12 protein-coding genes and 2 pseudogenes are annotated in these 14,597 nt (G+C 66.7%); 8 read left to right on the top strand and 6 right to left on the bottom strand.

Features of this window, described 5'->3' with window-relative positions:
* Window positions 1-89 precede the first annotated feature (89 nt).
* Window positions 90-1,069, top strand: a pseudogene (locus D477_RS08515) (ribose-phosphate diphosphokinase).
* Between the two features lie 121 nt (window positions 1,070-1,190).
* On the opposite strand, the gene D477_RS08510 reads toward D477_RS08515, so the two are convergent.
* The 6 genes from D477_RS08510 to D477_RS08490 all read right to left on the bottom strand — a co-directional run bounded on the left by D477_RS08510 (window position 1,191) and on the right by D477_RS08490 (window position 6,337).
* Complete coding sequence (locus D477_RS08510; protein WP_005268625.1) at window positions 1,191-2,453, bottom strand: ArgE/DapE family deacylase; 1,263 nt, start codon at window positions 2,451-2,453, stop codon at window positions 1,191-1,193.
* Window positions 2,454-2,487: 34 nt separating this feature from the next.
* Window positions 2,488-2,820: an RraA family protein gene (locus D477_RS23215; RefSeq protein ID WP_237740738.1), complete on the bottom strand. Its 333-nt coding sequence runs from the start codon at window positions 2,818-2,820 to the stop codon at window positions 2,488-2,490.
* On the bottom strand, window positions 2,793-3,200 hold the full coding sequence (locus tag D477_RS23210; protein WP_237740737.1) for a hypothetical protein: 408 nt from the start codon (window positions 3,198-3,200) through the stop codon (window positions 2,793-2,795). Before D477_RS23210 ends, D477_RS23215 begins: the two co-directional genes overlap by 28 nt.
* 2 nt (window positions 3,201-3,202) lie before the next feature.
* Window positions 3,203-3,595 (bottom strand): RidA family protein, encoded by a 393-nt coding sequence (locus D477_RS08500; protein WP_005268624.1) that lies wholly within the window; start codon window positions 3,593-3,595, stop codon window positions 3,203-3,205.
* Window positions 3,592-4,968, bottom strand: coding sequence for an MFS transporter (locus tag D477_RS08495; RefSeq protein WP_081608518.1), 1,377 nt, complete (start codon window positions 4,966-4,968; stop codon window positions 3,592-3,594). Before D477_RS08495 ends, D477_RS08500 begins: the two co-directional genes overlap by 4 nt.
* Before the next feature lie 193 nt (window positions 4,969-5,161).
* Window positions 5,162-6,337, bottom strand: coding sequence for a helix-turn-helix domain-containing protein (locus tag D477_RS08490; RefSeq protein ID WP_043846227.1), 1,176 nt, complete (start codon window positions 6,335-6,337; stop codon window positions 5,162-5,164).
* Between the two features lie 173 nt (window positions 6,338-6,510).
* On the opposite strand from D477_RS08490, the gene D477_RS08485 reads away from it, so the two are divergent.
* The 7 genes and pseudogenes from D477_RS08485 to D477_RS08455 form a co-directional block, all read left to right on the top strand.
* Window positions 6,511-8,166: a thiamine pyrophosphate-dependent enzyme gene (locus D477_RS08485; protein ID WP_005268621.1), complete on the top strand. Its 1,656-nt coding sequence runs from the start codon at window positions 6,511-6,513 to the stop codon at window positions 8,164-8,166.
* 107 nt (window positions 8,167-8,273) lie between these two features.
* On the top strand, window positions 8,274-9,554 hold the full coding sequence (locus D477_RS08480) for a M20 family metallo-hydrolase (RefSeq protein ID WP_005268620.1): 1,281 nt from the start codon (window positions 8,274-8,276) through the stop codon (window positions 9,552-9,554).
* Between the two features lie 139 nt (window positions 9,555-9,693).
* Entirely contained in the window at window positions 9,694-10,284 is a 591-nt protein-coding gene (locus tag D477_RS08475; RefSeq protein ID WP_005268619.1) for a Rho termination factor N-terminal domain-containing protein, read from the top strand.
* Between the two features lie 8 nt (window positions 10,285-10,292).
* The gene (locus D477_RS08470) at window positions 10,293-11,627 is read left to right on the top strand and encodes a cytochrome P450 (protein ID WP_202804087.1); all 1,335 of its coding nucleotides are present in this window, start codon (window positions 10,293-10,295) and stop codon (window positions 11,625-11,627) included.
* Window positions 11,628-11,769: 142 nt separating this feature from the next.
* Window positions 11,770-12,150 carry an ArsR/SmtB family transcription factor gene (locus D477_RS08465; RefSeq protein ID WP_005268617.1) on the top strand — a complete coding sequence of 127 codons (381 nt, stop codon included), beginning with the start codon at window positions 11,770-11,772 and terminating at the stop codon, window positions 12,148-12,150.
* Entirely contained in the window at window positions 12,147-13,811 is a 1,665-nt protein-coding gene (locus tag D477_RS08460; protein ID WP_005268616.1) for a SulP family inorganic anion transporter, read from the top strand. The genes D477_RS08465 and D477_RS08460 overlap by 4 nt, the downstream gene beginning before the upstream one ends.
* 411 nt (window positions 13,812-14,222) lie before the next feature.
* Window positions 14,223-14,597, top strand: a pseudogene (locus D477_RS08455) (hypothetical protein); the annotation flags it as partial.

Raw genomic sequence — 14,597 nt, 5'->3', positions numbered from 1 at the left:
GCCCAGGCCGCCGACGCCGCGCAGGCTGCCGCCGCCGCCCAGGCCCACCAGACTTCCGCCAACCCCTCCCCATCAGAAAGTGATCATTCATGACCGGAATCAAGTCCCAAGGCGAAAAGAGGCTCGTCCTTGCCTCGGGCAGGGCACACCCGGAGCTCGCCAAGGAGATCGCGAACGAGCTCGACATCGAGCTGCTCCCGACCAGCGCGTACGACTTCGCCAACGGCGAGATCTACGTCCGCTTTGAGGAGAGCGTGCGCGGCACCGACGCCTTCGTGATCCAGGCGCATCCGGCCCCGATCAACGAATGGCTGATGGAACACCTGATCATGGTGGACACGCTCAAGCGCGCCTCCGCCAAGCGCATCACCGTGGTCGCCCCGTTCTACCCGTACGCGCGGCAGGACAAGAAGCACCGCGGCCGCGAGCCCATCTCCGCCCGCCTGGTCGCCGACCTGTACAAGACCGCCGGCGCCGACCGGCTGATCTCGGTGGACCTGCACACCGCGCAGATCCAGGGCTTCTTCGACGGCCCGGTCGACCACCTGATGGCCATCCCGCTGCTGGCCGAGTACATGCGCACGCGCGTGGACCTGGACAACGTCACGGTAGTCTCCCCGGACACCGGCCGCGTCCGCGTCGCCGAACAGTGGGCCGAGCGCCTCGGCGGGCCCCGCTGGCCTTCGTGCACAAGTCGCGCGACGTCAACGTGCCCAACCAGGCCGTGTCGAAGCAGGTCGTCGGCCAGATCGAAGGCCGCGAATGCGTGCTCATCGACGACATGATCGACACCGGCGGCACCATCGCCGGCGCCGTCCAGGTGCTGAAGAACGCCGGCGCCAAGGACGTCATCATCGCCTGCACCCACGCCGTGTTCTCCGATCCGGCCGCCCGCCGCCTGGCCGAGTCCGGCGCGCGGGAAGTCGTGGTCACCAACACCCTGCCGATCCCGTCGGAGAAGCAGTTCCCGCAGCTGACCGTGCTGTCCATCGCACCGCTGATCGCCCGTGCCATCCGCGAAGTGTTCGACGACGGCTCCGTCACCAGCCTGTTCGACGGCAAGGCCTAAGCCTTCCGCCTCGACGCTCCATCGGGCGAACACTCACCATCGAGGACGCAGCTGATGCCCCATTTCCGCTTGGGAAAGGGCATCAGCTGCGTCCTCGTTCAGGCCTCGGGATTCGTGCGGCTCAGCCGGCCGTAGCTTCTTCCACGCCGCACCATTCCGCGATGAACAGTGCGATGGCTTTGGTGATCCGGCGGACGGACTCGATGTCCACCCGCTCGTCGAAACCGTGGATCGCCTCGGATACCGGGCCGTAGACCAGCGTCGGGGTGTCGCCGTACAGGGTAAAGACCCGTCCGTCCAGATAGCCCGGCGTCGTGAAACTCTGCAGGTCCTCGCCAAAGGCTTCCCGATGGGCGCCTGCCAGGACAGTCTCGGCTTCCGAGCCTTCCTCCAGCACGTAGCCCTCGGAGTAGAAGCCGGTCTTGGTAGCCGTCAGCGGCAGGCCTGTTGAATCAAGGCATTGCTGCAGCTCGTGCCAGGCCTGGTCCGCCGTCATACCCGGGTAGATGGCTACGCGCACGTCGATCTCACACCAGGCCGGGACGCTGGAAGGCCAGTCGCCGCCGATGATCGTCCCGAAGTTGAAGTTGATCGGGTGCTCGAGGTCTTCGAAGTAACGGTGCGAGGTGCGGTGCCGATTCCACCGCTCTTCGAGCTCCCGTAAGTTGGACATGACCGTGTAGGCAGCGTCGATCGCATTGAAGCCGGCGGTCATTTCGCGCGGATGGGTCGGCTCACCCTCCACCCGCACCTTGAACCAGAGCACGCCGACGTTGGCGCGAACCAGCATGTTCTCTTCCGGCTCCGGAATGATCACGGCATCGGCGGTGTAGCCGCGAAGCAGGGCGGCCAGTGAACCGTTGCCGGTGCACTCCTCCTCTACAACGGACTGGACGATGATTTCAGCTGTCGGTGCCAGGCCCGCGGCACGGACGGCGTCGAGGGCGAAAATGTTGGCAGCGAGACCGGCCTTCATGTCGCCGCTGCCGCGTCCGTACATCCAGCCGTCGACGATCTGCGCGTCCCATGGGGAGCGGGACCACGTGCCTTCAGGTCCGGCAGGCACTACATCCACGTGCCCGTTCAGAATCAGCGAGCGCCCCGCGGTCGTGCGCGGTTTGTACGTGCCGACGACGTTGACGCTGTTCTCGTAGGAGACGGTGGACGGACCGTAGCCGACGTGGCTGCGTAGTTCCTCCGAGTCGATTTCCCAGCGGTCCATCTCCAGACCGCGGGCCTCCATCGCCCGGTAGAGCAACTCCTGCGCGCCGGCTTCCTCAGCACGCAGCGATGGCTCGCGGATCAGCTCGGCGGTGAACTCAAGTTGCCGGTCGAAGGCGGCGTCGACGGCCGCCGAAATGCGCTCGGCGATCCGCGGATACATCGCAAGCCCTTCGGCCGGGACAGGGGCAGGGGCGCTACTGGCCAAGGTACAGGATCCCTTCGAGCGGCTCACCGGCAGCGATCCGGCCGAGGATGTCCGGTTCGGCGGCATCGGATGCAGCAGCCTGGAGTACGACGGCGGCTGCCGCCTCGGGCGCCAGTGATACGACTCCGTTATCGTCACCGAGAACGACGTCGCCGGGACGCACGGTCACACCGCCGACGCTCACCGGGATGCCGAATTCGGCCAAGCCTGACCCGTGCCGCTTGGTGGTGAGGCAGGTGGTGCCGTGGGCAAACACGGGCAGAGCCTCGCCGTCGTACACTGCGTTTAGTTCGACTACGTCGGTGACTGGGCCGTCAACCAGGATGCCGGCGGCGCCGCGCGCCCGGGCCGCGGCGCTGGTGACAGCGCGACCGGTGCGTGCTGCCGGTCGCCGCCCATATCCAGCACGAGCACCTCGCCGGGTTGCAGGCGCAGCAACGCCTGGTTGACCGCCACTGCATCGGCGTCGGGGATTCTTGCGGTCGAAGCCATGCCCACCATCCGGGTCCCTGGAACAATCGCTCGAATCCCCGAGGAGCAGAACCCCTCTTCCAGAAAGTGGCCCAGCGTCGGGAAGCTGATGTTGCGCAGCTGGTCCAGCAGCTCGGTCAGTTGCCGGGCCGACGGCCCGGACGGGAGCTCCGTGCGCAGCTCCGGCTCTGCGGGCGGGCTGCCCAGGGCTCCGGTGACGGACAGGTCCATTGTTATTTCTCCTCCTGTGCGGGCACTACCGCCACGCATTCGATCTCCAGGCTGACGCCCCACAAGCTGACGCACACCGAGGTTCGCGCTGGCTTGTGGGGGCCGAAGAATTCCTCGTAGACCGCGTTGTACTCCGCCAACTGGTCCGGTTCGGTCAGATAGGTGTTCACTTTGACCACGTGTTCCAGGCCGGAGCCGGCTTCGATCAGCGCGGCCTCCAGGTTCCGAATGGTCTGGCGGACCTGCTCGGCGAACGTTTCCGGCTGGTCCTCCAGGCTGGATCTCGCGGGAACCTGCCCAGCGGTGAACACAAATCCGTTGGCGACGACCGCCTGCGAGTACGGACCCACCGGCTCGATCGAGCCGGTGGCCGCGTGGATGCGACGGATGGTCACCGGGCAACCTCTGCACTCTCGGGAAAGTCCACGGTTTCGCTGGAAGGGGCTGCCTCAACGGAATCGATATTGCCGTGCCTGGTCTCGGTCAGCAGGTACAGCGCGATCAGCGAAAGTACGGCCGCGCCCATCACGTACCAGGCGATCGAGGAGCTCTGGCCGGTGGCGGCCAGCAGCGCGACGGTAATCGCCGGCGTGGCGGCTGAACCTAGCAGGCCTGAGAGCATGTAGGACACCGACAGGCCGGAATAGCGGACCTTGGAGCCAAACAGCTCGGCGAGGAAAGTGGCGATCGGGCCGTAGTTGGCGGAGAACGCGAGCATCATGAGGCCGTAGCCCACAAACAGCAGCGGCACTGAGCCTGTGTTCATGAGCCAGAACATTGGGAAGGCAAACAGCGCCTCAGCGGCCACACCCGCGTAGATGATCGGTTTGCGGCCCACACGGTCGGAGAGGCGTCCGAAGAACGGGATGGCGAAGAATGCCAGGGCGCAAGCGAACATGACGGCCCAGAGCATGGTGTCGCTGGAATGCCCCAGCTCGCTGGTGCCGTAATTGACGCCGGAAGCGACCAGCAGGGTAAAGGTGCTGCCAGTGGAGAGGGTGGCGACGCCACCGAGGATGACCTGCTTCCAGTACTTCCGCATCAGGTCGGCGAACGGGATCTTCGCTTTGGCACCGGTTTCGCGGACCTTTTGGAAAGAAGGCGTCTCTTCGATGTTCAGCCGGATGTAAATACCGACCCCGACCAGGATGGCCGAGAGCAGGAACGGTACGCGCCAGCCCCAGCTGAGCAGGGCAGTCTCGTCCATATTGGCGGCCACCAACAGGAACGCCACGTTGGCAATGAGGGTACCGACGGGCACACCGATCTGGACCATGGAACCGTAGAAACCTCGCTTGTTTTCCGGCGCGTGCTCTACGGTCATGAGGACAGCGCCGCCCCATTCCCCGCCGAGGGCCAGGCCCTGGATAAGGCGCAAGGTCAGCAGCAACAGGGGAGCGGCGATGCCGATGGCGTTGTAATCCGGAACGAGACCGATGGCGAAGGTCGCTGCGCCCATGGCAATCAGTGAGATCAGCAGCATGGACTTGCGTCCGACACGATCGCCGAAGTGGCCGAAGAGGATGGCTCCGACCATGCGCGCCAGGTAGGCAGAGGCGAAGGTGAGGAAGGAGAGGATGGTGCCGATGGCGCCGTCGAGCTCCGGGAAGAAGATCTGGTTGAAGACCAGTGCGGACGCGGTCCCGAAGAGGAAGAGGTCGTACCATTCGACGGTAGTGCCGATGACGCTTGCCGTGGAAATCTTGCGCATCTTTGCGCGGTCGAGTCGTCCACTTGTCGAAGCGCTTCGCGTGGCTGCAGAAGACATTCGTAAGCTCCAATGAGGAAGAGGAAGGGGTGCACCTGAAGTGCTTCTGTTGCCCCTGTGGTGTGGAACACGGTGTTCGTACAGACCACTATTCCTGCGGCGTGACTGCCGTCACAAGAATGATCCACACATCATTAGCGGCAGTGGATTGGGCACATGCACATCGCTATATCGGGTTTCAGATCGCTTGGCTTCAGGCCCAAGCGACGACGGCGCGGGCTGCCTGTACGGGCACCATTAGGTCGATCCCGGTCAGCTCTTTGAACCGGCGCATTCGGTTGAGGATGGTATTGCGGTGGCAGTACAACTGGTTAGCGGTCACGCTGACGCTTCCGTTGGCAAGGAAGGCCGAGACGGTTTCATGCAAACGCTCTATCTCGTCGGGACGGGCAGCGGCGAGCTGAGCGTCCAATCCGGCACCGATCTCTACGCCGAGCGCATCCATCCGGGCGCGGGCCAAGCGGATCCAGTGCCGGTCGACGGTAATCGGCCCCTGGTCATTCGGAGTGGCGAGATCGGACAGCGCTGCGGCAATGCGGCCGGCGGCAGCCAGGTCCACCAGTCCCGCGTGTGCGGTAGCCACACCACAGGGAATCGAGGAGAGATGCTTGTCCGGAGCATCCTGGAAACCGGCATCGCGAGGTTCGGGCCAGAAGAGATAGGTGTACTCCTCGGCCTGGTGCAGAAACATGGAACGGCTGCGGTTCGGTGCGGAGGCCACGCGCCGAAGCTCGGCTGCCGACTGCTCCTTTGCTGCTGCGATCGAATAGGGCCGTTCGGGCTCCAGATTGAATGCCTTGGCGAATCTGTCCCGGGTTTCGGGCAGACGTCCCTGGGCGCCGAAGAGGGCTGAGATGAATTCCTGCCGAACGCCGGCTTCCTCCTGGGCCATGCTTACGCGGGCGGCCAGATAGCTCGAGTGCGTAGCCGTGGCGTAGTCGTCCACTACCCGCCAGACGTCCTCCGCCCGGTTGACCAGCAGGGCGGCGTCGTCGCCATCGGAGATTTCCAGAAGCGTGGCCCAGATGATGGGGAAGTCCAACCGGACGGCGGAGATCAGGGCCTCAGCCGGGAGGCCCTGACGCGCCCGCCGCTCGCCCAGGTCGGTGGCGAAATCCAGCAGCCGCGGATAGTGCTCCTTGCCCGCCATTGCGTCCAACGTCAGTTCGATCGCCTTGGCCGCCGCGGACTGCAGGTCCTGGCCGGACACGGCATGCCCTGAGTACTCAGGAATCGCCCGCACCCGTTCGACGAACAGCTCCTGCATCTTCGGCAGCTTGTCCTTGAGCCCGCCCACCAGTTGCAACCAGCGTCCGTCGTCGGCACCGGTTTTGCGTGAGGGGGCAGCACTGCCAGCGGGTGTGTGCATGAGCACAGTTTAGGCGAAACAACGTGTTGGCGATTGCTAGTTCCACAGGTTCCGGCCACTGCCATGATGGGAAAAGACCGACAGCTAGGGGCGGCAGCGGGTTCTGTCCAGGACAAGCGCTTCGAGCACCCGAACAGCTTTGACTCGTTGGAGGGCGATTAATAGTGAGCGTTATGACCGAGACCCGGACACGCACCGTGACGGACTCCATCTCCGCAGGGCATCTGATTGTCGCCCAGCTGGAGGCCGCCGGAATCCGACGTGTCTATGGCGTGCCAGGAGAGAGCTTCCTGGACGTACTCGACGGGCTGCACGATTCCTCGATCAACACGGTGGTCACCCGGCATGAGGGCGGCGCCGGTTTCATGGCGCTGGCGGAAGGCCGCCTGACCGACCTGCCTGGCGTCGCCATGGTGACGCGTGGACCGGGTGCCGCCAACGCGGTCATCGCCGTCCACACCGCCTATCAGGACGCCACCCCGATGCTCCTGTTTGTCGGATTGATTCCGGTGGCAGACCGTGGACGTGAAGCGTTCCAGGAGTTCGACATCACGGCTTGGTTCGGCAGCACAGCCAAGAAGGTAGTGGTGCTCGACGACGCCGCATCAGCGGCCGCCGTTGTCGACGACGCCATCCACACCTCCCTGAGTGGACGTCCGGGCCCGGTGGTCATCGGATTGCCCGAGGACGTGCTGACCCACTCCGTGCAGAACCGGGCGCCGGTTACTCCGCGGGCCCTGGCCAAAACGGCGCCGACTGCAAGGGACCTGGAAGCGCTGGGCCGCCGCCTGGCCACGGCACAGCGACCACTCCTCGTTGTAGGTGGTGAAGGCTGGACCCAGGAGTCAGGCGAAGCCTTGGCCCGCTGGGCCGCCGTGCACGGGGTTCCGGTCGCAGCCGATTGGCGCGCCTATGACGCCGTGCCGCATGTGCTCGATGGCGGCAACTCCTACATCGGCTACCTCGGCTATGCCCGCAGCGACGCCAACGCCCGACGACTCGACGAAGCGGACCTGCTGGTGCTGATCGGCTGTCCGCGCGGCGACGTGCTGAGCGACGGTTACACCCGCGGTCTCAGTGCCGAGACCGTGCTCGTCATGCCCGGCGATACTCTCGGCCATCACGGCCGGGTGGACCAGCACATTGTCGCGGACGTGACCGCCTTCAGCCTGGCGCTCGCCGCTGAGAATTACCACATCGCGCCGCAGCCGAACTGGCTCGCGGACGCCCGCGCCGACTACGAATGCTACTCCAATCCACTGCCCGACGGCGGGACCGGCGTCGATATGGGCGTCTGCATGAATGTACTGCGCAGCGAGCTGGAGCAGGACGCGGTCATTACCTACGGCGCGGGCAACCATGCACTGTGGCCGGGACGCTACCTGCAGCACACCGCAGCCAACTCGCTCGCGGCGCCCCGCAACGGAGCCATGGGCATGGGCATCCCCGCCGCCGTAGCTGCCAGCCTGATCTTCCCGGAACGCCAGGTGGTGTCGGTCGCGGGCGACGGCTGCTTCATGATGAACGGTCAGGAAATAGCGACGGCGGTCGGTTACGGCGGCAGGTTCATCGCCATTGTGGTGGATAACCAGTGCTTTGCGACTATCCGCGAACACCAGGAACGCGAGTACCCCGGCCGTCCCTCCGGCACCCATCTGACCAATCCTGACTTTGCCGCCTGGGCGCAATCCTACGGCGGCCACGGCGAGCGTGTGGAACGCACGGAGGACTTCCAAGCTGCCTTTCGCCGGGCCGTGGCCAGCGGTAAGCCCGCGGTACTGCATGTACTGCAGGACCCCGGAACCCGTGCCCCGCGGACAATCTCCTGAACCGTTCCGCTGCATCGCGCTGGCTCCCGCCTGCAATATGCACGCTCGGCAATGCCCTCAGCCCGGCAGGTCACGCGCCCGCCCCAAACGCTTCCAAAGGAGCAATCATGAGCACCACCATCCTTGAACCAAATCCGGCAGCCTTCACTGGCAACGATGCGAAATTCGTCGCAGACTTCGCCACCTTGTGCACCTTCGGCGCGACCGCCAACGGCGGCGTGCACCGGCTGGCCGGCACCGCAGCCGACAGCGAACAGCGCGCCTGGCTGACGCGGCTACTCGAACGGCACGGCTTCCGCGTGGAGTTCGACCGGATCGGCAACCAATTCGGCCTGCTCGAACTGGTCCCCGGCGCCCCGTACGTCCTTGTCGGTTCGCACCTGGACTCGCAGCCGACGGCGGGCCGGTACGACGGCGCTTACGGTGTCCTGGCCGCGGCGCACGCCGCCATTCGGGTTGCCGACCACTGTGAAAACGGGACGTCGAAGCCCAAATACAATCTCGCCGTCGTCAATTGGTTCAACGAGGAAGGCGCGCGTTTCAAGCCCTCGATGATGGGCAGCTCGGTCTACACCGGCAAGCTCGCCCTGGAGGACGCGCTGGCGACAGCTGACTCCGCCGGCACCACGGTGGAGGAGGCGCTGAAGTCCGTTGGGAGCCTCGGTACCGGCGACGGCCCGGAAGCGGCCTACTGCGCCGAGATCCATATCGAGCAGGGCCGCAGTATGGAGCGCGAAGGCATCACGATCGGTGTCGTCGATTCGAATTGGGCCGCCAACAAATACCAGTTGGTGGTGCACGGCGAGCAGGCCCATACGGGTTCCACCATAATTGCCGATCGCAAAGACGCGCTGCTCGGCGCCTCATTGCTGGTCGTTGCCGCGCGGGAGATTGCGGACCGGTTCCCCGGGGTCCTGCACACCTCGGTGGGCCAGCTGGACGTCTACCCCAACTCGCCCGTCGTCGTGCCGTCGAAAGTTACGCTGCTGCTGGACCTGCGCTCCGCAGACGAGGAAGTGCTGGCCCAGGCGGACCAGCTGCTGCATGACCGGTTGGCCGAGATCGAGAACCTGGCCAACGTTTCTGTGGAGAAGGGCTCCTCGCACTGCTGGCCGGTCACCCCGTACCAGCCCGAGGGCGTGGAGCTGGCGGAGAAGATTGCCGTGGACCTGGGGCTGGCGTACGGACGGGTCAAAACCCTGGCCGGGCACGACTCGACCAACATGAAGGACATCGTCCCCACAGTCATGCTGTTCGTCCCATCTGTGGAGGGAATCTCGCACAACGAGCATGAGTACACCCGGGACGAAGACATCGTCGCCGGCCTGCACATGCTCACCGCAGTGGTGCAGCGTCTGTGCGCAGGTGAGCTGGACGGAAAGCAGTAGGAGCCGGCTGGAGCCCGGGGTCCGGGGGCCGATAGGGGGCGACAACATGCCAGCGGATCCACTCCGATCCCTAGCCGTGCCGGTGGCGCTCCAGTAGATTCGGCAGCAAGGCACCAACCGCTTGAAGGAGGAGCTTTCCATGGCCAACGAACCCGGCAACCAGACTCCCAACACCCCGGACGTCAACGAGTCCGAGTTGCGGGACATGAAGGTCGACGACCTGCGCCAGAAGGCGAAGGATGCAGGCATCGGCAGCACGTCGGACATGAAGAAGGAAGAGCTCATCGACGCCTTGGTCCAGGCCGGCAAGGGGCGGCAGGGCGAAGGCGGTTCGGAGGACGTCGGCGCCGGGCCGGAAGGCGGCAAGGTGCGCACCGGGCCCAAGACCTCGGACTCGCTCAAGTACTCGCAGGAAGTGACGTCGCCCGACGAGGAGCCCGAGCGGCAGGGCCGCAGCTTGGTCACGACCCACCATGAAGTGATCAAGCAGTGGGCCGAGGCGCGGAACGCAAAGCCGGCCACCGTCAGCGGCACGGAGCACGGCGACCACCTCGGCGTGCTGCGCTTCGACTTCGGCGGCGGCAGCAGCGACCTGCGCGAGGTCAGCTGGGACGAATGGTTCAAGACGTTCGACGAGCGCCAGCTCAACTTCATCTACCAGGAGGAACGCAGCGACGGCTCGCAGTCGAACTTCTTCCAGCTGGAGAATCCCGGCCGCGAAGACGCCTGACCGGAGGCATGATGGCCACCAGCGGAGGAGCGCTGCCGAAGGCGTCGGTGCCGGACACGCTCGCGATCCTGGGCGAGGTCCTCGTTCCGACGCTCGCGAAAGGCACGCTCTTCCGGCGGCCCAAGGCCGTTGCCGTGGCGGAGCGCCTGCAGCTCGACGAGCGGGCGGTGCGGCGTTTGCAGAAGCTCAACGGTAAGTATGGCGACGGGCCGCTGCTGCTGCGGATTCCGTTCCGGCGGCAGGCCGTCATCCTGGCGCCCGGCCACGTCCACAGCGTCCTGGCGCATTCGCCCGAGCCGTTCGCCACGGCCAGCAGCGAGAAGCGGGCGGCGCTGTCCCATTTCGAACCCCGGAACGTGCTGATTTCGCATGGGGCCGACCGGGAGCTGCGTCGCCGGCTGCACGAGCAGGCGCTCGATTCCGGCAACCCGGTCCATCGGTCCGCCGATGCTTTCCTGCGGATGGCCCGCGAGGAAGCCGATGAGCTGCTGCAGCGGGCGGAGGCAGCCGGCATGCTCGAATGGAACGCCTTCGCGGAGGCCTGGTACCGGATGGCACGCCGGGTGGTCTTCGGTGACAGCGCCCGCGATGACTATGAACTGACGGACATGCTGGCGGCGCTGCGTGCCAACGCCAACTGGGCCTTCCTGAAACCGAAAAACCTGGCGCTGAGGACGGAGTTCCTCGCCCGGGTCGAGGACAGAATGCGCAGCTCGGACGAGGGCAGCCTGGCCTGGTTTATGGCCCGGGCGGCGACTGCGCCGGAAGCGGCCCCGGCGGACCAGATCGCGCAGTGGCTCTTCGGTTTCGACGGTCCCGCGCTGGGGGCCTTCCGGACGCTGGCCCTGCTGGCCACCCACCCGGGACAGGCCGAGGCGGCGCGGCGGGAGGCGCAGGCCCAGCCGGAGGGCCGGCATCTGCCGTACCTGCGCGCCTGCGTGCTCGAAGCCCTGCGGCTGTGGCCCACGACGCCGATGATCTTGCGGCAGACCACCCGGCGGGTCGACTTGGACGGGAGCGTCCTGCCGGCCAAATGCGGCGTGCTGATCTACGTCGCGTACTTCAGCCGCGACCAGCGGCATCTCCCGGCCGCCGACAGATTCGACCCGGACCTCTGGCTGGACCAGGACAGCCGGACGGACTGGCCGCTGGTTCCCTTCAGCGAAGGCCCGGCGGAATGCCCGGCACGCGAACTGGTGCTCATGTTCTCCAGCGCCTTCCTGGCCCGGTTGCTCACCCGCGCCGACTTCAGGCTGGTCTCGCACCAGCAGCTAACGCCGGCCAAGCCACTGCCGGGCACGCTCAACAGCTTCGCCCTGCGCTTCGCAGTCGCCGCACGCTGAGCAGCCGGCGGGCTGAGCACGCGGGCCGCATTCGTCGGCCGGCCGGCCTTGAGATTACGCCGTGGAAACCGGACTGCTGCCAAGGGCTGTCTAGCTGTATGATGGATTTCTAAATCAGTCACATAGTGAAGGCAAGCCGACCTTGGAAGACCAGCCGAATTTCCACGCCCCGCTCTACGAGGTGAAAGCCAACCTGTTCAAGGGGCTGGCACATCCGGTGCGGATCCGCATACTTGAACTGCTCGCCGAGTCGCCGACCGTATCCGTGACGGACCTGATCGCCGGCACCGGACAGGAAGCTTCGAATATCTCACAGCATCTGGCCGTGCTCCGCCGGCACCATCTGGTGGTTGCGGAACGCCGCGGGCTGAAGGTTTTCTACAGCCTGGCCTACCCGCAGGTGGCCGAGCTCCTCGCCGTGGCTCGCAGCTTCCTCGCCGAGGTCCTGGCCACCACCCGGAACAACCTGGAACTGTCCATGACCCTGCCGTCCGCCGGACAGGGCACCGAGGCGGACCGATGAGCCTGCTGCAGGCCACCCGGCAGCTGCTGCCCGGGGCAGCCGACTATGCCCCGCTCAGACAGAGCTGGAAGAACGACCTCACTGCCGGCCTGACTGTCGGCATCGTCGCCCTGCCGCTGGCCTTGGCCTTCGGCGTCAGCTCCGGGGCCGGGCCGGCCGCGGGCCTGGTCACCGCGATCGTGGCGGGGATCGTCGCCGCCGTCTTCGGCGGTTCCAATGTCCAGGTCTCCGGTCCGACCGGCGCCATGGTGGTGGTGCTTGCCCCGGTGATCGCGACGCACGGCCTGCAGTCGCTGGCGCTGGTGACCATCATGGCCGGCATCATCGTCCTCGCCGCCGGCGCGCTGAAGCTGGGCCGTGCCGTCGGCTACATTCCGTGGCCGGTGATCGAGGGCTTCACGCTCGGCATCGCCGCCATCATCTTCCTGCAGCAGGTCCCCGCGGCGTTCGGCGTCCCGGCGGGCGAGAGCACCAACGCCGCCATGGCCGCCTTCCAGTCGCTGCAGGCCACGGACCCTGCCACCCTGGTCTGGCCGGTCGTGCTGGTGCTGGTCGTCGCCGCCATCATGGTCTTCGCACCGCGGCTCCATCCGCAGCTGCCCGGCTCCATCATCGGGATCATTACCGCCACGGTGATTGCCGGGATCGCGGATCTGCCCGTGACGAGGATCGGTGAGCTGCCCGGTGCATTGCCGGCTCCGTCGATGCCCTTCGTCGATCCGGCCCTGGCCGCGACGCTGCTCGGGCCCGCCCTCACAATTGCAGCCCTGGCCGCCATCGAGTCGCTGCTGTCGGCACGCGTGGCCGCCTCAATTTCGGACACCGGACCGTACGACGCGGACCGTGAGCTAGTGGGGCAGGGCCTGGCCTCCGTGGCCGCCGGCTTCTTCGGCGGGATGCCGGCCACCGGCGCCATTGCCCGCACCGCAGTGAACATACGGGCAGGCGCCCAAACCCGGGCCGCCGCCGTCGTCCATGGCCTGGTGCTGCTGGGCGTGGTCTACCTGGCCACCGGGCCGGTCTCCCAGATCCCGCTCGCCGCACTATCCGGCGTGCTGATGGTCACCGCCTGCCGCATGGTCTCCCTGGCCACCCTGCGCAGCGTGCTCGGCTCCACCCGCGCCGACACCATCACGTTCTTCGTCACCGCCGTGATTACCGTGTCCTTCGACCTCATCCTCGCCGTCGAGATCGGCATTGCGGTCGCGGCTTTCTTCGCGCTGCGCTCCCTCGCCAAGGCCAGCGGCGTGCACCGTGAGGAGCTGCCCGGCCAGTCGGAAGACGGTGACGAGCAGATTGCGCTCTTCCGGCTGGACGGCGCGCTCTTCTTCGGCGCGGCCGAGCGGATGCTCGAGCGGGTCAGCGCCATCCGCAATGTCCAGGTGGTCATTATCCGCATGTCCCAGCTGCAGATCCTCGACGCCACCGGTGCCAAGGTGGTCGCCGAGCTGGTCACCGCACTGGAGCGACGCGGGATCACGGTGCTGATCAAGGGCCTCCAGGAGCGGCACCTGAAACTCGCGCGGCAGGTCGGCGTGCTTGAGTCGCTGCGGCACCACCGGCACCTGTTCGCGGAGCTGGACGACGCGGTGGAGCATGCCCGCAGCCATGTGCGGCGTGCACGCCAGGTCGCGAACGACGGCGGGGAGGCACGTTCCTGAGGCTGCGCGCCTGCCGCCGGTGCTTGGTTCCGGAGCACCGGGCGGACCCATGGGCCTGACGGCGAAACCCGGACGAGTACCTTCGGGAAACCTTATGAAACCGGCCGGTTCCCGAACACGCTAATGGATTCACCTAGCCCTGCTGCGGCAGCGGCACTACGCTTTCGATAACCGCTGCGGGGCCCATCCGTCGGGACTGGCGGCGGCCGGCGGCTGCTGTGCGCACTTGGGGGCGGGCGGCAGCGGCCGACTGGGAAGCCCAGGTTCGGGGGAACCTGTGGGTGTGGCCGGCCGGGGGCGGCGGCCGCAGCGTACTTCGGTGCGCACACGAGCAAGAACGGGCAGGGGAGACGTCCGTACATTCGCACCTGAGACCGGCCCGGCGACGGGGCGGCGAGAGGGAACTGCATCATGGGTGATTCCACACAGTGGTACGGCCGGCCGGATGGGGACGGTGAAAGCCGGGCCGGCGGGAACAGGAACCGCAAGCGGCTGCGAGGCGCGTTGGGGGTGGCAGCGGTTTGCGCCATGACCGCCGGCGGCGTTGTGCCGGGGGCATTGGCGGACGACGGCGGGGGCGCACCTTCCGTTGCAGGCATGGCCGGGCTGGCCAATCCGGCCGCGTTCACCGCCACGGGCAAGGCGGGGGAGCCCGCGTCCGGAACGGCCCAAGCCGCAGTGGCGGAGGCACCGGAAGCGGGCACGGCGGCCGGGGAGCCCGGCTCGGAGCCGGGACCGGCACCGGCAGAGGCGGCGGCTGTTCCTGCGGAAGCGGCCGCTGGCGTT

The organism is Arthrobacter crystallopoietes BAB-32, assembly GCF_000328305.2.
Lineage (GTDB): Bacteria > Actinomycetota > Actinomycetes > Actinomycetales > Micrococcaceae > Crystallibacter > Crystallibacter crystallopoietes_A.
The sequence above is the reverse complement of the archived record's forward strand: the minus strand, read 5'-3'. Positions and strand labels throughout refer to the sequence as shown.